This window comes from Rhizosphaericola mali, assembly GCF_004337365.2.
Taxonomy (GTDB): Bacteria; Bacteroidota; Bacteroidia; order Chitinophagales; family Chitinophagaceae; genus Rhizosphaericola; species Rhizosphaericola mali.
On the sequence record NZ_CP044016.1, the window covers coordinates 2,653,152 to 2,672,156 of the forward strand.

General features: G+C 34.0%; 12 protein-coding genes. 3 read left to right on the forward strand and 9 right to left on the reverse strand.

Annotated features, from left to right (window positions below; all coding sequences use genetic code 11):
- Positions 1-154: 154 nt before the first annotated feature.
- The 7 genes from E0W69_RS11405 to E0W69_RS11435 form a co-directional block, all read right to left on the reverse strand.
- A complete protein-coding gene (locus tag E0W69_RS11405) occupies positions 155-1,456 on the reverse strand; it encodes a TolC family protein (RefSeq protein ID WP_131330188.1) in 1,302 nt (433 codons plus the stop codon).
- A 12-nt stretch (positions 1,457-1,468) separates the two neighbouring features.
- Entirely contained in the window at positions 1,469-4,582 is a 3,114-nt protein-coding gene (locus E0W69_RS11410; RefSeq protein WP_131330189.1) for an efflux RND transporter permease subunit, read from the reverse strand.
- Positions 4,583-4,598: 16 nt separating this feature from the next.
- Positions 4,599-5,669 carry an efflux RND transporter periplasmic adaptor subunit gene (locus E0W69_RS11415; protein ID WP_131330190.1) on the reverse strand — a complete coding sequence of 357 codons (1,071 nt, stop codon included), beginning with the start codon at positions 5,667-5,669 and terminating at the stop codon, positions 4,599-4,601.
- A 55-nt stretch (positions 5,670-5,724) separates the two neighbouring features.
- Positions 5,725-6,318: a TetR/AcrR family transcriptional regulator gene (locus E0W69_RS11420; RefSeq protein WP_131330191.1), complete on the reverse strand. Its 594-nt coding sequence runs from the start codon at positions 6,316-6,318 to the stop codon at positions 5,725-5,727.
- A 73-nt stretch (positions 6,319-6,391) separates the two neighbouring features.
- Positions 6,392-8,797: a penicillin-binding protein 1A gene (locus E0W69_RS11425; RefSeq protein WP_225321240.1), complete on the reverse strand. Its 2,406-nt coding sequence runs from the start codon at positions 8,795-8,797 to the stop codon at positions 6,392-6,394.
- Positions 8,798-8,883: 86 nt separating this feature from the next.
- Complete coding sequence (locus E0W69_RS11430) at positions 8,884-11,778, reverse strand: hypothetical protein (RefSeq protein WP_131330192.1); 2,895 nt, start codon at positions 11,776-11,778, stop codon at positions 8,884-8,886.
- 114 nt (positions 11,779-11,892) lie between these two features.
- Positions 11,893-13,014, reverse strand: coding sequence for a DUF4421 family protein (locus E0W69_RS11435; protein ID WP_131330193.1), 1,122 nt, complete (start codon positions 13,012-13,014; stop codon positions 11,893-11,895).
- A 153-nt stretch (positions 13,015-13,167) separates the two neighbouring features.
- Here E0W69_RS11435 and E0W69_RS11440 point away from each other — a divergent pair, with 153 nt between their 5' ends.
- The 3 genes from E0W69_RS11440 (at position 13,168) to lpdA (ending at position 17,476) form a co-directional block, all read left to right on the forward strand.
- Positions 13,168-14,670, forward strand: coding sequence for a S26 family signal peptidase (locus E0W69_RS11440; RefSeq protein WP_131330194.1), 1,503 nt, complete (start codon positions 13,168-13,170; stop codon positions 14,668-14,670).
- Positions 14,671-14,767: 97 nt separating this feature from the next.
- Positions 14,768-15,979 (forward strand): bifunctional 3,4-dihydroxy-2-butanone-4-phosphate synthase/GTP cyclohydrolase II, encoded by a 1,212-nt coding sequence (locus E0W69_RS11445; RefSeq protein ID WP_131330195.1) that lies wholly within the window; start codon positions 14,768-14,770, stop codon positions 15,977-15,979.
- Between the two features lie 90 nt (positions 15,980-16,069).
- Positions 16,070-17,476 carry a dihydrolipoyl dehydrogenase gene (lpdA, locus tag E0W69_RS11450; RefSeq protein WP_131330196.1) on the forward strand — a complete coding sequence of 469 codons (1,407 nt, stop codon included), beginning with the start codon at positions 16,070-16,072 and terminating at the stop codon, positions 17,474-17,476.
- A gap of 144 nt (positions 17,477-17,620) precedes the next feature.
- On the opposite strand, the gene E0W69_RS11455 is transcribed toward lpdA, so the two are convergent.
- Positions 17,621-17,872, reverse strand: coding sequence for a hypothetical protein (locus tag E0W69_RS11455; RefSeq protein ID WP_131330197.1), 252 nt, complete (start codon positions 17,870-17,872; stop codon positions 17,621-17,623).
- A 501-nt stretch (positions 17,873-18,373) separates the two neighbouring features.
- Positions 18,374-18,901, reverse strand: coding sequence for a histone (locus E0W69_RS11460; protein ID WP_131330198.1), 528 nt, complete (start codon positions 18,899-18,901; stop codon positions 18,374-18,376).
- Positions 18,902-19,005: the final 104 nt, after the last annotated feature.

The window sequence follows — 19,005 nt, forward strand, 5'->3', positions numbered from 1 at the left end:
TTTTTTTTACACTTTTTTGACAAAAACTAAAATTCTCCTTATGTAAAGGAGAATTTTAAAATGATACATTTTTCTTAAATAATTGATTATCAATATTTTCTGTTACGAAATACGTAATTAGTTGTATCGCAATTATTAATTGTTAATTATATTATTAATTTGCATTTTGGCTTTTTGAGATCATTCCAACCATGTATTTGTACTCTGCAAGTTTTTCCCTATAATTTGCAAATGCAGACACTCGATCACTTGACGATTGTTGAAAAGCAGCTTGTGCGTCCAAAACTTCCGTTATGCCGGCTAATCCACTTGCATAATTGTCTTGATTTACTTTCATATTTTCCAAAGCCGAAGTATAACTTTCATTTGCCAGATTGATTTGTTCATATGCATCTTGTACATCATACCAAGATTTAAGGATTCCAGTTTTAATTTGTCTTATTCCATCCTCAAAATTGTTTTTCACAATATTTTCTTGAATGTGTTGCTGTATCATTTTCTGTTTGCCATTTCCCCAAAGTAGTGCACTTATGGGAATCGAAACTGAACCAATACCAACAGGAACAAATTTGCTAATTTGCCCATTTCCAATTACCCCAAATTGACCTGCGGAAACACCAACCGCAACGGAAGGTAAATAATCCGCTTTTGTATATTTCGTTTGTAATTGTTGCGCATCCATGCTTTTTTTAAGCAAATCATAGTTATTGTTCTGCATTAAAGCATTTTCTGGATTAATAAATTCGGATTCTGGACGATTCACTACTCCAAACGTATCTTTCGCAATTAATAAAGAATCAAAATCAATCCCCAAATACAAACTAAAATCAAACAATGCCAATTTGTGTCCATTGGATAATTTACTTTGATCTAAAATCAACTGAGATTTTTTCACTTTTACTTTAAGTAAGTCATTTCTAGCTATCAACCCAGAAGCAAGCAAATCTTTTTGTTGTTTTAAAACTGCATCTAATAGCAGTTCGTTCGCTTTTAATGTTTTTTGTTGTTCTTGCAACGTAACTATTTGCCAATATTTTTGTTCGGTTATTAAAGCAACCGAATCTTTGGACAATTTGGATTTTGTTTTCTCTACTTCAATTTGCAAATTAGACAAAGCTATTCCAGTTCTAATTTTACCACCTACAAAGACGGGTTCTATAGCAGTTGCTCCAGCATAATAAAAGTTATTAATTCCCTTCTCTAAAAAAAGAGGAATCGGATCTACAAACTTCTTGAAACCATACATACCCAAAACATTTCCAGACAAACTAGGTAATTGACTTGCCTCCGCTCCTTTTTTCCCAGCTTCTGCAGATTGAATACTTAGTAAACTATTCTTTATTGCATAACTATAATTCAATGCAGAATCTTTACTTTCCTCCAATCCTATAGTGTGCACTTGCGCTTGGGAAATAATTGCAAGCGCTAAAAATATATTTAAAAATAATAATTTCATTTTATTATAGTTTTATTCTGAAACCAATACCGCATTAGAATTTGCTTCATCATTTTGCGCTTCTTCTTTTCTAAAAAATAACCAATAAAGCACCGGCAATACAAATAGTGTGAAGATCATCGCACCTATTAATCCAAAACAAATTACCGTCCCTAATGGTCCCCAAAGCGTAGAGCGACTAATTATCATCGGAATAACGCCAACCGCCGCCGCAGAAGAAGTCAAAAAGATTGGACGCATACGTCTTTCTGCAGAATGAATCGCAGCTTGCTTTACCGACATACCTTCTACAAATCGCATTTCATCTGCAAAATCTATGAGTATAATGCCATTTCTAACTACGATACCACATAATGCTAATAGACCAATAAAAGAAGTAAATCCAAAAGGATATCCCATCAACAATAGTCCTCCACTTGCTCCAAATAATGCTAATGGCATGGTTGTAATACTTAACATAGCATGCTTTACACTTTTAAAATGCCAAATAAGAATCAACGTAATAATAATGATACTCATCAATAAAGACAAGCCCATTGGCCCCATATTTTCTTCTTGTAACTCATGTTCTCCGCCATAACCAATAGTAACATCATTTGGCGTCACTAGATTTTTCATTCTAGTTTGGATTTGTTTCAATATATCTTCAGGAACCTTATCTTTATTGATATCCACTCTAACAGTAAGCGTTTTCATCCCATTGCGATGTGCAATCTGTCCTTGATTCCACGTAGATTTTAAATTTGCCACCATACGAAGCGGAACAACTGTTTTTGTTTGTTGACTTACCACAGATAAATCTAACAAACTACCCAAATGCGCACTATCGGTATTCGCAGTTTTTAATTTTACGGGGATAGAATAATCACCATCCCATACTGTGGTGGCATCGATACCTTCCATATTCATCGCAACCGTATTAGAAATATCTTCTTTAGAAATACCGATCCGAGAGGCATCATCTTTCTTTATATCCAAATCTACACTAGACAATAAATTTTCATAGTCTGTTCGCACCCAAGTTACATAAGGAATAGAGTCTGCAATAGCAGAAATCTTACCACCAAAAGCTTTTAAAGTATCTATATTATATCCAAATAATCGAATCTCAATAGGAGCCTGCGCATTGACCATGGTCAATTGTTTCATTCTGATATATGCATCAGGATAGCGATTACTATAATTTTTTTCATAATCCGCCAAAACGTCTTCTGTCGTTTCTTCCGACGTTGTATTTACAAGAATCTGAGCATAGTTTTTTGCAGGAAGATTTGGCGCATATAGAGTATGAAATCTTGGAGAACTCGTACCAATAAAGCTTGCATAGGATTCTATTCGATTATCCTTTGACATGATAGTTTCCATCTTTTTCACTACACTATCTGTCTGATTCAAACTATAACCATTCGGTAAATATATCTCAATAGCTAATTGGTTTCTCTCCACTTTAGGGAAAAGCATTTGAGGTAATTTTGCCATCATAAATAAACCACCTAATACTGCTAAGATTCCGAGGACTAGAGTAATGCCCCAATGTTCAATGGCATTATTTATATGTTTATTGAAAAAATCTTGTACATAATCCAATGAACTTTTTTTCTTTTTGCCTTCTTTATGTAAACCTTTTTTGATGAATTTAGTATTGAAAAAAGGAACGATAACCATAGAAATGATCAAGGATAAAGTCAATGCAATGATGATCACTAAAGGAAATGTACTAATAAAATCTCTTGCAGTACCTGTCATGAAAAATATCAGCGGAGCAAAGGTTGCAGAGATGGCTAGCGTCGCAGTAAATACCGAGGGAAATAATTCTTTGGCACTAGAAATTGCAGCATCTTTCAAACTCATTTTGGCATCTAATTTCTCCACATGATTATCTATGACGACAATCGGATCATCTACTACAATACCTAACACTACAATCAATGCAGCCAAAGTAACCGTATCTAATTCTATCCCAAATAAATACATAATTGCCAAAGTACAAGCAATCGTAATAGGAATAGTCGCAGCAGCCACACTCGCAATGGAAAATGGAAGTAACAACATCGCAACGATAACAACGCCAATCAATGCAAACGCAAATTCCTTCATAAAATGCGATATCGACTCATCAACAACGACAGGTTGATTTGCCAATTTCGTTAGAATAATATCACTAGGAATTTGTTTTTTAATAGCATCTAATTTTTCGTCTACTTTTTCTCCAAATTCAACTATGTTTTTTCCTGGAACCATTTCCATGGAAATAACAATACTTTTAACTCCATTTGTAGTTACAAAGCTTGTTGGTTTGGGGTATTCAGGTTTGATAGTAGCAACATCTTTCAACTTAATGACATTTCCTTGATTGTCACTTTTAATTATTTGTTCGGGTAAATCGCTCGCGGATTTATAAAAAGTTGATAAGTAGATTGGACGATCTATCGTTTTTCCTTTCAACTCGCCACCAGGCGCAATTGCACCTTCCTTATTCAAAACCTGCATCAAAGATCCAATTGATACGCCGTATTGAATCAATTTGTTATTATCTACATATATTCCAATTTGCTGCTCTTGATCTCCAGAATGAGAAATTTTTGCCACAGCGGGTATTTGCCTCAATCGATCTTCGATATCATCAACCTGTTTTTGCAAATCTTTATATGGTCGAGTTTTGGACTGCACAGCTAATAATACAGCGGAAGTAGCACCAAAATCACTATTTACCATAATACCTCGAACCTCCTTAGGCAAAGAGGTTTGTTGATAAACCAGCAGTCCATTTTTCAACTTATTCCAAAATATTTTAGTATCTGCATCATTAATATGTTCTGATACTTCCACGAAAATATACATCAACCCATCCCTAGAGTAGGAATATGTTTTAGCTTTATTTACTTCATTAAAACTAAATAAATATTTTTCTACTTTAGTGGTCAATTGTTCCTCGACTTGACTAGAAGAAGCTCCTGGATAAGAACCGATAACTAAACCCTGACGAATTGTAAATTCGGGAAATTCATTTCTGGACATATGTCTTAATCCATAAAAGCCCAGTATTACTAATATAAATGCGACAGATAATGGAACAGCCTTGTGCTGTAAACACCAATCTATCATATTACTTTTTTTATGCTCCATAATAAAATAGATTTTTTTAGTGTACTACATTAATCTTTGAACTGTCTGTGATTTTATGAAAGCCCGAAATAATCACATTATCACCATCATTTAACCCAGATAAAATCGTAATCCCATTTGAGGTAAGTTCTCCTATAGTTACATATTTTCGAACAGCATTTTTTTGATCTGAATTGGTTACATAAACAAAATCTTTTCCTGATTCGTCTATTTGTAATGCTTCTTGAGGAATCGTAACTTTTGTATTGCTAGCGGACGCATTTCTTTTTATAGTATGAAAAGTCACATTACAACTCATACCAGGCTTTAGTTCTTTCGAGCTATTGACAACATCCACTTGTACAGTATATACAGGAGCCGATTGCGAACTTACTACCGCAATTTTGGAAACTACTCCATCAAAAGTTTTATTTTGAAGTGCTCCAATAGTGACAGTTGCCTTGTCTCCATTTTTATAATTATTCACTTCTGCTTCAGGAACAGGAACATGAATGCTCACTTTTCCCAAATCAAACAAACTGACTATAGGCACACCCGGTCCTGCTGTCGCACCTACTTCTATTTGCTTATCTCCGATATATCCGCTTTGTGGTGCAAATAATTTAGTATGAACTATATTTTGATAGGTTGCATTTGCGGAATTTTTCGCTTGTTCGTATTCTGATTTTGCATTCAACATTTTTATTTCAGCAATACTTCCTTTATTAAATACAGTTAAAACTCTATCATAGTTTTCTTTTGCTAGTCGCACTTGCGCCATCTGCGCCTCATACTGACTACGATAGGCGGTGGGATCCACTTCTGCTAAAAACTGTCCTTTTTGCACATATTGCCCCACCTCAACTGGAATACGCAATACAGTTCCCGATACTTGAAAACTCAAATTAATCGTTTTATTCGCATCGACGGTACTGCTATATTGCGTCCCCGAACTATCACTGGAAAATGAATTGCCAATAGTCATAACATTGACATTAATAGGCGTCTGCGCCAAAGTGGGCGTCTTATCTTCTTTGCTTTTACAAGCAGAAAATAACAATACGCTGGATGCTATAAAACTGTAAATACATCTAGAAATATTACTCATAGTTTATTTTTATTAAACAAAAAGTGATAAAATGTCGAAAATATATGAAAAAATTTTAGGTTAATCCTTTGGTTAAAATTTTGGAAGTCCACTCAATTCTATTTTCATAAAATTCAGTTTTTCCATATAGAAAAATTTCAAACTCTATAGCTTTGAACGTATTTACAATCACGTAACTTAAAAATTCTAAATCGTCTAATTGTACATGTGCAATTTCTTTGGAACTAATTGCCCAATCTAAAAATCTCAAAATGGTTTTCTTCTCGCAAGCCATTGTCTCATCCATTAAGCCTCTAAATAATTCTGGTATTGTCTGTACGTCTTCCAAAATATAAGGATACCTATTGGTTGTCAACTTAGTTAACGCCTTAATTTTGTTACTGTAAAATATGATAAAATTTTCAGATAAAGTATTTTTTGCAGACGTTTTTTCAAATGCATGTTTCATTACATCCATACACTCAATTAATGCAATCGCTTTGAATACTTCAAATTTATTTTTAAAATAATAGTAAAGCGAACTTCTGCCCATCTTTGTAGCTTTGGCAAAATCATCCATAGAAATATCTGAAAAGTGTTTTTTCTCAAACACTTTCTTACATGCAAGGATAATTTTATCCCTCATTTCTGTATTTACAGATATTTCCATTCGACAAAAGTAATTATTTTGTCGAAAATAAAAACAAAAAAATAGGAAAGAAATTCTTTCCTATTTTTCTACATTAATTTTTCCTTGAAGAAGAGTCCTTTTTAGGCAAAATAGCTTTCGGCGCTTGTACCGGCTTATTCACTGGTTTAGCGGGACTTCCTGATGGAGTTCTATCTTCGTCATCCAAACCATCCGTATTACTTTCTGGTTGAATATTCGCATTATCAGGTGTAACTTCTGTGGAATCTGCATTTGTTTCATCATCCCCATCAGAAGAATTGTCATTGATCCAATTGAAAATAACATCATTTTGTAAAGCATCTGGGCGAACAAAAGTTGCGCGGTCATCAATACCCAAACGTTTATCATGTTCCACTTTGTTGTAGAATTTACCCCAAATCGGCAATGCCAAAGAGGAACCACCACCATCTGCTGTATTATCAAAACGAATAAATCGATCATCACAACCTACCCAAGCTCCACACAATAATTGTGGCGTATAACCGATAAACCAAGCATCGCTATTATCATTTGTCGTACCAGTCTTACCCGCTATTTCACCATCCACATCATAACTCCACATGCGACGACCTGTACCATATTTCATCACACCTTGCATCATAGTTTGCATATTATATGCCGTAATATCACTAATAACTTGACGTCTTTGAGGAGTATTATTCAAAAGTGTATTTCCATTTCTATCTTCAATTCTAGTCACATACATCGGTTTAACATTAAAACCATGACCAGGGAAAATACTATATGCTGTCAGCATTTCATATAAGGATATTTCCGCACTACCCAAGGAAATAGAAGGAACTGCGGGAACATTGCTACGAATACCACATAATTTTAAGAAATCAACAAACTTAGTTGCACCAACATTACCATCACCCATTTTTTTCATGATGTACGCAGTTGCACAGTTTTTAGACCGCGCTAACGCTTCTGACATCGGCATGGTTTCGCCACTACAAGTACGCGTAGTATTTGGAACTAATCCAAATCCTGGGAAATCTTGTTGCACATCCTCTACGGGTGTATTAGGCGTAAAACCACCATTTTCAATCGCCATACTATACAAAAGCGGTTTCATAGTAGAACCTACTTGTCTTTTTGTATTGATGTTAACGTGATCGTATTTGAATGTTTTAAAGTCAATACCTCCGACCCAAGCTTTAACTTCACCGCTAATCGGATCCATCGCCATGAAACCAGCCTGCAACATTTGACGACAATATTTGATAGAATCCAAAGGCGTCATCACTGTATCGGTGCTACGATCTTTATTCCAAGCAAAAATGGTCATTTGCGTTTTTTCTTTGAAGGATCTGCGGATATCGGCTTCACTAGCGCCTTCATCTTCCATATGACGCCAGCGGTCAGAAGATTTCATCGCGGCTTCTAATACATTTTGGAATCCATTCCAAACCTTACCATTGCGAATATTGTCTTGACTATTCAACTTCTTTTGCATGTAGCTCAATTGCTGATTAACCGCATCTTCCGCATACAATTGCATTCTAGGATTAATGGTTGTATATATTTTCAAACCATCTTTGTACAAATTATAATTAGAACCGTCCGATTTTTGGTGCGTCTTACACCAATTTTTTAATTCTTCTCCCAATACCATTCGAAAATAAGGCGCAAGACCAGTCGTTTCATCTAACTTGGCATAATTCAGTTGAATGGAAGTTGCTTTAATTTCATCGGCATCTGCATCAGAAAGAAAATGATTACGCACCATTTGATTAATCACCGTATTTCTACGAACCAAAGCTCTTTGTGGATACAATCGTGGATTATACGCAGTAGAAGCTTTTAACATTCCAATTAAAACAGCAGATTCTGCAACAGAAAGACGATCTGGATCTTTTTGAAAAAATGTTCGCGCAGCATTTCTGATACCATAAACGTTATCTCCGAAAGCCACCGTATTGAGATACAAAGTCAAAATTTCTTCCTTGGTAAAATTACGCTCCAATTTTACCGCGATCACACATTCTTTCAACTTTTGCAACATGCGGAGGAATACATTTTTGGTACCCCAGTTTTCCGTAAATAAATTTTTGGCAGTCTGCATGGTAATTGTACTCGCGCCACCTTCTCCACCGAAAGAAGATACAGCTCTCAATAAGGATTTTGCATCCACACCACTATGTTCGTAAAAACGTTCATCTTCTGTAGCTACCAGCGCCTGTACAACATACGGGCTAATATCTTTATAATTGACATTGACACGATCTTCCAAATAGTATTTTCCCATAATGGAACCATCGTCGGCAAATACTTGACTCGCCTGAGAAGCAGAAGGATTTTGCAATTCTTCAATCGAAGGCATAGAACCTAATAAACCGAAATTGGCAAATAAAATAAGGACTATTACCACTCCTACTCCAGCGAAAAACACGGTCCATAATATCTTAACGGACCTTTTTATTTTAGAAGTTCCTTTATTTACAGGTTTGTTCATATAAATTAAAATTGAACCAATTCATTTTGAATTAAGGTGTAAAGCTATAAAACAAAATGGATAAGCAAATAATATTTGTCAATACATTAGAATTTTGTAGGCAAAATTTTCTTTAGTGTCTGAATATATAAATCCAATGTTTTCTTTTCTTGTAATAATTCCAAATTATCGTCACTAATCATTGTAAAAGAATATTTTCCTTTTTCTAACCAAGGTAAAATACGTGTTGCAAATACCGGATTAATTTTTTCAAAATATTCCAATGCAGATCCAGCTTCGTTAAATGGCCCAATCAATGTCAATTGATATTGATCGTTTAATTTTACCAATTTAGAATTAATTTTTCCACCACCGAAGGTCCGATCATTGTATCGTTTCAAACCATTAACAGATTCATTTGCAAATACTTGTGCAACCTTATCCAAAATCAATACAATGTATTGAGGTTTGTATAAATCAATTACATAATGTCGTTCATTTTTAGTCGTATCTTTTACTATTGACGCATCTTTTAATTTAACAATAGCATTTGCTTGATTGGTAATGGTTGATTTTAAACTATCGAGATCTACTTTTTTAGCATTTTCATTTACAGTTATGATTGTTTGGTCTTTACCATTAGGAATATAATTAAGCTCCTCATCTTCCAATGGTTTGATATCCAATTTTTTCAAATAATCTTCTATTTCTCCTCTTCTAGACAATACATCTTTAAAGGTAACTGCCTTTTCATGAATTGGCGATTGCGCAAATTTTCCAATAATAAAATTTAATTGATTCAATGCAGTAGAATCTTGTCTTTCTGACACGTTGTAAATAGCTTCGATATACAAAAGCTGCGGAGTCCAAAAATAGGTTCCAAAAATACTATCAGCCCTCTTTTTTAGGTCTTCTGACTTTTTAAATTCACCTTCAATTAACAGATTATAGACATCTGCATACATCTTTGTCGCTGCATTCTTCTCACTTGTACTGAAGCTTTTTGTAATATCATTTTTATTATTATTCGGAAGATATGCTTGTCCGTTGTTTATTTGTTTTAATTTCTCATTTAAATTGGAGACCAATGAATTATCATGATTCAGTGTTGCAATTTCAACCATCCTTTTATATGCATTTATTTTAATCTGTTTGTCTGTAGTCAGATTGATAGCTTTATCATAATAATCTAATGCTGCGGGATAATTTTCCAATCTATTTTGCATTATCTCTCCTGCATGTAAATATGCTTCCGCCGATGTATTAAGTACACTATCTCTTTTCGCCTGAGTCAAAGGCAACTGATCTTGCAGATATTTCAGATCTATTTGACTACTATCCACAAGATTCGCCATTTGACCACTTGCATTCGGAGTTGGCACATTAGCTGATAATTGAATGGCGGCCAATCGATTCCAATTATCTACATTTGGACGAGTTCCATAAAGCGCTACAAACCTCTGGTAACCTTGCGATAGCATCGAAGTGCTGTTAAAATACCAACTACCTGATCCAGAATTATTATCAAATAAACTTGTAGAAGAACTCGTACTATTGTTTGTAAAATTAAAACTGTTTGTATCGTCCTTCAATCCTAAAGCTTTTCGAATCATTCGTATTTTTGCCTTTAATATTTTATTACGATCAGCTTCAGACAATGCGGCTAATTGCATAATGCTATCATTATATGCAACTTTATCTAAATGCACAAGTAATGCATCTGTTCCATTTTTTCGCGTCGCAAATGTCAACATCTCCTGATTATCATTTGAAAATGGGGAAGAAATACTATCGTATAATTGAGCCATATGTCGATAATTAGGCTTCAATTCATACAAATCAGCTAATAATTTAAAGCTTTTACTCCTTTGTAATTCCGAGTTACGATTAGATAGGCTACTTTCCAAATTTTCAACAGCAGCGGCGGTATCTTTTACTTTCAGGTTTTGAATAGCTAATAAATAAAATATTAAATCTCTTTGTTCCCTATATTTATCTTTCTTGGATAACGTAATTAGATGATGTAATTGATCTGCGCCTTCGTCATTAATAGAGTCATGAAGATTGATTGCATTTAAGGTAGAATATATCTCCATCACCATATCTGGCGAATGCTTATAAGCATATTCAAATGCATCTGATGCCGCTTTTTTTTCCCCTGCTAAATCCCATAATTGCCCTTCCAAAAAATGTCTTCTTGCATCTTCCAAATTAGATGTTGCAACTTTATGAGAATGCAGCATATAATAAGCGGCACTATCATAATGACGAGTAGAATAGTATAAGAATGCTTTACAATCGTTCAATTCAGGTTGTAATTTTTCGGGGAAATATTTATCCGAACTTAGTATTTGTAAAATTCCATTGGCAACGCCATAATCTTTTTCCGCTATCAAAGATCGCGCAATCCAGATCATGCCAATATTGCGACGTGATCCATGTTTAAATATAGACTTTTTCTCATGGTTACTAACTGTAAATTCTTGCTCTTTATTGGAAATATTACTACCAATCGGAATATCATACCCATCATCTTTGGGGGCGTAAGCATAGTTTAAATATTGGAAATGTATTGCCGCCGTATCATATTTGTCTTTATAAAAATAGGCTTTACCCAAAAGTAAATACACTTCATCATTCCAATCATTACGAAGATCATGCAATACTAATGCGCCATTGGCTTTTTCCATGACAGTATCTAAATATTGATTTTTGGCAACTAGAGCCGTATCATAATCGTAATAATCCAATAAGGATTGATAATCATTTTGATAATTATCTTTTGCTTGTTGCAATATTTGCCTCAACCGTGTATTGGCATTAAATAAAAAATTAAAATGAGTATAGGTATTTTGTACGAACTTTTTAACGGGTTTTAAATGATCCGTTCCTGATTTTTCAACCGGAAGAACTTTAGTTTGGAATTTCTGTGGCTTGTCTTTATAGTCAATTCGAATAGTTGTATGCTCTTGCCCAATTGCTCTAAGAATGAACAAAAACATGCAAAATATAGTAAGAGTAATTCGTATAAATGATTTCACAAAACACATTAAAAACAAAACGAAAATACATCCTAAATAGTATTTTCGTTTTATTGAAGTAAAATCCCTTAATAATTATTTTTTATCTTGGTTTCCTTTTTTATCCTTTCCATTCACAAAATCATCTATTTTATTAATTCTTTGATCAATTGGTCTTAATGCTTTTCTTGTTTTATGACCAATAGAAAATCTTCTATTAAATGACAATCTATAACTACCCGCGAACTGATTATATTTACTATCATTTAACGCACCATTAATAGGTAAATTATTACGCAAATAATTGAAATTAATATTCCAATCTCTCGTATTATAACCAGCGCCAATTCTGAAATTAACATTTGGCATAAAGCTAAGTTTAGAATCTTTACCATCTGTACGATGTTCATTGGTGAAACCGACATCCATATTACCTGTTAAGCCTCCAGACAAGAAGAAATTTTGCCATAGAACGTAATTATATGCATAACCAATGCCTGGTCCTGTCTTAAAATAATTAATTTTAGTAACATTTTTTTGTGGGTAATCATGCTCAGCTGACAACGTAATAGGCACAACATTTCCATTTGCATTCATATTTCCATAATATAATTCCCAGCCAATTAATATAGAGCCAGCCGATTTACGTTGCCATTCACTTTGTGTCATAACGGCTCTATAGGAAAATTTTTGATCATTTAAAATACGCCACGCAGCACCACCTATCATAAAAGTATGCATATCCGGATTGACATAATAACCATTGGTACCCGGAACCTGTCCTTCATTATTTAAATAAAATCCTTTTATATTACGAATCATAAAGTCGTAAACCATTTTTCTCTTATAAATATTACTTTGCAAGTCAAATATGTGTGACTTGCCTCGATTGGGATCCTCTGACCCCAATTTCGCAACACTCAAACTTAAACTGATCCATCTATAACTCGCACCTAAACCAATACCATGTACATTATTAGGAACATATTTAAGATCTTCATATCCACTATTTTTCGCCGAAAAACTATTCACTTTTTTCTGTATATAAATACGCCCAACAATTTTTTTACCATAATCCAAAATATACCTAGGATCAGCACCATCGACCAAAGAATCTTTGGGTAAATTATGATTGTACTTTTGAGCCAATCCTTTAAATTGAAATAACAATAATACCAAGAAGAAAATAAGGAATGTTTTCCAAAAGTTTAATTTCATAGACTAAAAGTAATTTTTTAACAATAATAGAATAAATATAAAAATATTGTAAATTTTGTAGATTTATTTTTTTTAACAATGCAATTAACACCTACAGAAAGTTAGTATTTAGCATTTTATATGTAGGTTTGCGAGAACTCTAAAAAAATTATAATGGGCTGGTTATTTCTGATTTTATGGCTGCTTGGATGGCCAATTGGATGGTATACAATGTTTAAAAAAGCGGGTATTGCACCTTGGAAAGCATTTATTCCTTTGTACAATACATGGTTAATCGTTGAGAAATGTGACCTTAAAAAAACTTGGTTTTGGCTGCAATTGATCCCATTTGCAGGGCAATTTATTACCATTTGGATAGGAATCCAATTTGTCATGGCTTTTGGAAAATTTTCATTAATCGATCATATACTTACTGTATTTTTCCCATTTGCGTATCTACCCTATGTTGGTACCAATGATAAAATTAGATGGGGCGGTGCAAAAGTCGTCGGCATGTATAAAAAATCTGCGGTGAGAGAATGGGTGGACGCAGCAGTGTTTGCTGTAGTTGCAGCCACATTGATACGTACTTTTATATTTGAGGCATATGTTATTCCATCTGGAAGTATGGAAAAAACATTATTAATAAATGATTTTCTATTTGTAAATAAGATGAGCTATGGAGCAAGATTACCTGAAACTCCAGTAAGTTTTCCATTCGTACATAATTTAATGCCAGGCTCACAAACAACTCCTTCTTATATCAAATGGGTAAAATTGCCCTACTATAGATTTCCTGCAACTTCCGAATTAAGACGTAATGACGTAGTTGTGTTTAACGTACCGATTGGAGATACTATCATTAACGAACCAGGTTATGGATCAGCGTTGCCATACTATGATGTTTTAAGAGAACAATACAATGGCAATAGAGAAGCTTTGTTAGAGACAAGAAATATATGGGTGCATCCAATGGATAAAACGGATAACTACATTAAAAGATGTACGGCAATTCCAGGGGATACCGTAAAGTTAATAGGTGGAAATTTATTTATAAATGGTCAACCAGCTTTCGTTCCAGAAGATGCACAAAGAGATTATATTGTTACAACCAACGGGACACCGCTGTCTGATGCATTTTTAAAATCTATTGGAACTAGAACCAATCAAGAAGATACAGATAATCTTGAGTTAGAGCAGGGTTCAAATCCGAATCAATACAAAATTTATTTGAGAGCAAAAGACATTCCTTTAGTAGAAAAACAACCGAATTTTGTAAAAATTGAACCGGTAATCCAAGACAACGACGTATTCCCATACGATACATTTCACAAATGGACACCAGACAATTTCGGACCATTGTATATTCCTAAAAAAGGAGCAACCATTACTTTGACTCCAGAGAATTTTGCACTATACCAAAGAGCGATTACGACTTACGAACATAATACATTTGAAGAGCATGGCAGCCAATTTGTCATCAATGGCAAACCTGCGACAACCTATACATTCAAATATAATTACTATTGGATGATGGGTGACAATCGCCACAGAAGCCAAGATAGTCGCTATTGGGGTATGGTACCAGAAACAAATATTGTAGGTCGTGCATCTTTAATTTGGTTTAGTTATGATCACGGTCCTAGATGGAATAGGATATTCAAAAGTATTCATTAATACAATGTCATAGTTCTGCATTATTTGACTTGTATCATATGTTAAAAAAAGAAGATTACGATAGCATTTCGTAATTTTGCATCATTAAATTTTTATCATGACAGATAGTATAGAAAGTGCAATAGAAGATATAAAAAAAGGTAAATTAGTTATAGTAATAGATGATGAAGATCGTGAGAACGAAGGTGATTTTATCACAGCTGCTGCCAATGTAACACCTGAAATTATTAATTTCATTACCAAAGAAGGTAGAGGATTGGTTTGCGCACCAGTTTCTGAAGAAATTGCAGATCATTTAGATTTACCATTGATGGTTTCAAATAATACGGCACTACACGCTACACCATTTACAGTCAGTATTGACTTATTGGGACATGGTTGTACCACTGGGATTAGCGCACATGATAGAGCTGCAACTATAAAAGCCTTAATTGATCCAAATATCAAAGCAAGTGATTTAGGTCGTCCTGGACATATTTTTCCATTAAGAGCAAAAGAAACTGGCGTATTAAGAAGATCAGGTCATACTGAGGCGGCTGTAGACTTAGCTAGATTGGCAGGTATGCCACCTGCTGGTGTTTTAGTCGAAATTATGAACGAAGATGGTTCAATGGCTCGTCTTCCCGAATTAGAAGTTTTGGCGAAAAAATTTGATTTAAAGATTATTACGATCAAAGATTTGATTGCTTATCGTTTGCAAAATGATTCTTTAATTGAAGAGCTTGTTCGCGTAGATATGCCTACAGCCTATGGTCACTTTCAGTTAGTGGCTTTCAAAGAAGTGAATAACAAAGCAGAACATTTGGCACTTATCAAAGGCGATATTAATGACGGAGCACCTGTACTTACAAGAGTACATTCTAGTTGTTTCACTGGCGATATTTTAGGTAGTCTTCGTTGTGACTGTGGAGATCAATTGCATGCAGCCATGCAAATGGTGGAAAAGGAAGGTCGAGGCATTATCCTTTATATGAATCAAGAAGGACGAGGCATTGGTCTAATCAATAAATTAAAAGCATACAAATTACAGGAGGAAGGTTATGATACAGTAGAAGCCAATCTTGCATTGGGATTTGCTGCAGATGAAAGAGATTATGGTGTCGGTGCTCAGATTTTGAGATATCTTGGTGCAACCAAACTTCGTCTTATGAGTAACAATCCTAAAAAGAGAGCAGGTTTAAATGGTTATGGTATTGAAATTGTTGAAACCGTGCCTATTGAAATCGCTCCGAATGAATACGACCAGAAATATTTAGAAACAAAAAGGGATAAAATGGGCCACCATATCTTGTGTGGGCATACACATTAATGAATGGTAGTTTTTTTATTTAATTCATTCAAATGCGATACTTTCGCAATCAAATTAGCCCTATTTTTTTAAAATAATTTATAAAATATCATGGCATACGACGTAATTGTACTCGGTAGTGGTCCTGGAGGATATCCAGCGGCTATCAGAGCATCTCAATTGGGATTTAAAGTTGCAATAGTTGAAAGAGAAAATTTAGGTGGCATTTGCCTTAACTGGGGATGTATTCCTACAAAAGCGCTTCTAAAAAGTGCGGAAGTAAATAATTATATCAATCATTCTGATAGTTACGGAATTAAAGCTTCTGGTGATGTTGATTTTGAAGCAGTAATCAAAAGAAGTCGTGGTGTCGCTGACAAAATGAGTAAAGGCGTTCAATTCTTGATGAAGAAAAACAAGATTGACGTGATCATGGGCTCAGGTAAAATTGCAGGTAAAGGCAAATTAGCTATTACAGATAAAGATGGTAAAACAGATATAGTTGAAGGTAAATATATCATTATTGCAACAGGTGCAAGAAGTAGAGAACTTCCTAACCTACCACAAGATCATAAAAAAGTAATCGGTTATAGAGAAGCATTGGTATTACCTCAACATCCTAAATCTATGATTGTTGTTGGTAGCGGAGCTATCGGAACTGAATTTGCCTATTTCTATCATAGCGTAGGTACAAAAGTTACAGTCGTAGAATTTATGCCACGCATGGTTCCTGTTGAAGATGAAGATGTTTCTAAAGAATTAGAAAAACAATTCAAAAAGAATGGCATTGAAGTAATGACTAATTCTAGTGTAGAGTCTATTGATACTACTGGAGAAGGTGTAAAAGCGCATGTTAAAAAAGCAGATGGTACCTATATAGATCTTCAAGCAGATGTATTATTAAGCGCTACTGGTATTGTTGCAAATATTGAAAATATCGGTTTGGAAGATGTTGGTATCAAAACGGACAGAGGTAGAATCGTTGTAGACCAATATCAAAAAACAAATATTGATGGATTCTATGCATTAGGTGATTGTACTCCAAATCAAGCGCTTGCGCACAAAGCAAGTAAAGAAGGTATCAATGCGGCTGAAGCAATTGCATTTTTGGAAAAGAAATTAGAACACAATCCTGAAGCGATTGACTATAATAATGTTCCAGGATGTACATTCGCTACCCCAGAAATTGCTAGCGTAGGATTTACTGAAGCAAAAGCAAAAGAAGCTGGCTACGAACTTAAAGTTGGTAAATTTCCTTTCATTGCGTCTGGTAAAGCAACTGCAGCAGGAGCTACAGAAGGTTTTGTAAAGGTAATCTATGATGCAAAATATGGAGAATTACTAGGTGTTCACATGATTGGTCATGGTGTTACTGATATGATTGCAGAAGCAGTTTTAGCACGTAAATTAGAGACAACTGGACACGAAGTTTTAAATGCTATCCATCCTCATCCAACAATGAGTGAAGCATTCAAAGAAGCTACAGCTGTAGCTTATGGAGAAGCAACGGATATCTAATAAGATATAAACGTTTAAAATAAAAATGTCGTCAATTATAATTGGCGACATTTTTATATATAATTAGTGTATTGCTTTTAGTCATACACAAATTAAACATCTAGAAAGCATCATTTAACTATTATAAGATTTGCTAATAGGAATTTAATAATGTTCCAATAACATTTTTAAAATTCCCCTTTTCTCTTTTTCATGTTCAATTGTATTGAAATCAAATGGGCCATATTTCTTTTGTTGTATTTTGTCTATAATCCAATAAACTTGTCGCCTATTTATTAAATCAATATAATACGGATTATTATTCAATATGCTATCACCAATAACTTCGATTGTATTGTAGTATTGTGGCGTCTTATTATCTAGTTTTGTTAAGTTATACTGAGTATGATGGTACATATAGTAATTGAATCTAACTCAGGCGAATACACAAACTTTTGCCAATCCACGAATCTGTATATTTTACATTTCAAATCAAAGGAAAAATAGTCATTGTATGATTTGAAGTTGACAATTTGATGTAATAAAATATAACGATCATTCCAACCTATAGAGTCTATAAAGGGAGAAACCATAAAAGTCGGACCAATTAAATCTTGGTTATTTTCACTTAACCTCAAAGTATAACCTTCCGTCCCCCAAACTCTTAGAAGAATCCGAAAATGCAATACAACTGGAAATACTACAGCCCCACAAAAAAAGGATAAATATGAAAAGTACTTTCATCATAAAGTTGAATGACTAATTATGTTTTAATAAACAAAGAAAGTTTAAATCTTTTAAAATTCAATATGTTGCTACTATTTGGATGTATTTGATTTGAAGTATTATTTAGAGAAAATAAAAAAGCCTTCTTATTAATGAATAAAAAGGCTTTTCTAAATAAGTAATATTAAACTACTAGAAAGTAATTTTAATAGTTCCTTTATTAATATCTACAGACTTAACATTTTTACCAATAGTAACTTTAGTATCACCAATTACAAAGTTTTTAGGAGCTACCGCTGCTTTTGGAGCTGCAACTGCTTTAGTTTTTACTTCTTTTTTAACTGGAGTCGCTTTTTTAGCTACAACTTCTTTTTTCGCTGCTGCTTTTTTAGGTGTTGCAACAACAACTGGAGTCACTTTTGCTTTTTTAGCAGGAGCAGCTTTTTCTTTCTTTGGAGCAACTTCTTTTTTCGCTGCTGCTTTTTTAGGAGCTGTAGCTACTTTTGGAGAGGCAACTTTTTCTTTAGTTTCTACTTTAGTACCCGCTTTTTTAATTTGAGCTTTATAGTAGTAATAGTTTGGAGTTGTAATACCAAATTTATCACTTAACTCTTTAGCGGAACCACCAGCAATAATTGCTTTTTTGATTTCTTCTTGAACTTCAGGAGAGAAAGATACTCTTTTGGAAGTGTCCTTAGTTTGATTTGTTGTTTTAGGCATGTTTTTAATTTTATAGTTTATAGTTTCATTATAGTATTGCAAAAATATAACATACTATAACAAATAATATACTAAGTAAGGATTTTTTTTTTACAAAACCATAA

Bases quoted from the DNA above. Each gene is read 5' to 3' on its own strand.
- E0W69_RS11455 (WP_131330197.1), bottom strand. From the start codon at position 17,872: ATGTACCATCATACTCAGTATAACTTAACAAAACTAGATAATAAGACG.
- E0W69_RS11445 (WP_131330195.1), top strand. From the start codon at position 14,768: ATGACAGATAGTATAGAAAGTGCAATAGAAGATATAAAAAAAGGTAAA.
- E0W69_RS11430 (WP_131330192.1), bottom strand. From the start codon at position 11,778: ATGTTTTTGTTCATTCTTAGAGCAATTGGGCAAGAGCATACAACTATT.
- E0W69_RS11425 (WP_225321240.1), bottom strand. From the start codon at position 8,797: ATGAACAAACCTGTAAATAAAGGAACTTCTAAAATAAAAAGGTCCGTT.
- E0W69_RS11440 (WP_131330194.1), top strand. From the start codon at position 13,168: ATGGGCTGGTTATTTCTGATTTTATGGCTGCTTGGATGGCCAATTGGA.
- lpdA (WP_131330196.1), top strand. From the start codon at position 16,070: ATGGCATACGACGTAATTGTACTCGGTAGTGGTCCTGGAGGATATCCA.
- E0W69_RS11420 (WP_131330191.1), bottom strand. From the start codon at position 6,318: ATGGAAATATCTGTAAATACAGAAATGAGGGATAAAATTATCCTTGCA.
- E0W69_RS11410 (WP_131330189.1), bottom strand. From the start codon at position 4,582: ATGGAGCATAAAAAAAGTAATATGATAGATTGGTGTTTACAGCACAAG.
- E0W69_RS11435 (WP_131330193.1), bottom strand. From the start codon at position 13,014: ATGAAATTAAACTTTTGGAAAACATTCCTTATTTTCTTCTTGGTATTA.
- E0W69_RS11460 (WP_131330198.1), bottom strand. From the start codon at position 18,901: ATGCCTAAAACAACAAATCAAACTAAGGACACTTCCAAAAGAGTATCT.
- E0W69_RS11405 (WP_131330188.1), bottom strand. From the start codon at position 1,456: ATGAAATTATTATTTTTAAATATATTTTTAGCGCTTGCAATTATTTCC.
- E0W69_RS11415 (WP_131330190.1), bottom strand. From the start codon at position 5,669: ATGAGTAATATTTCTAGATGTATTTACAGTTTTATAGCATCCAGCGTA.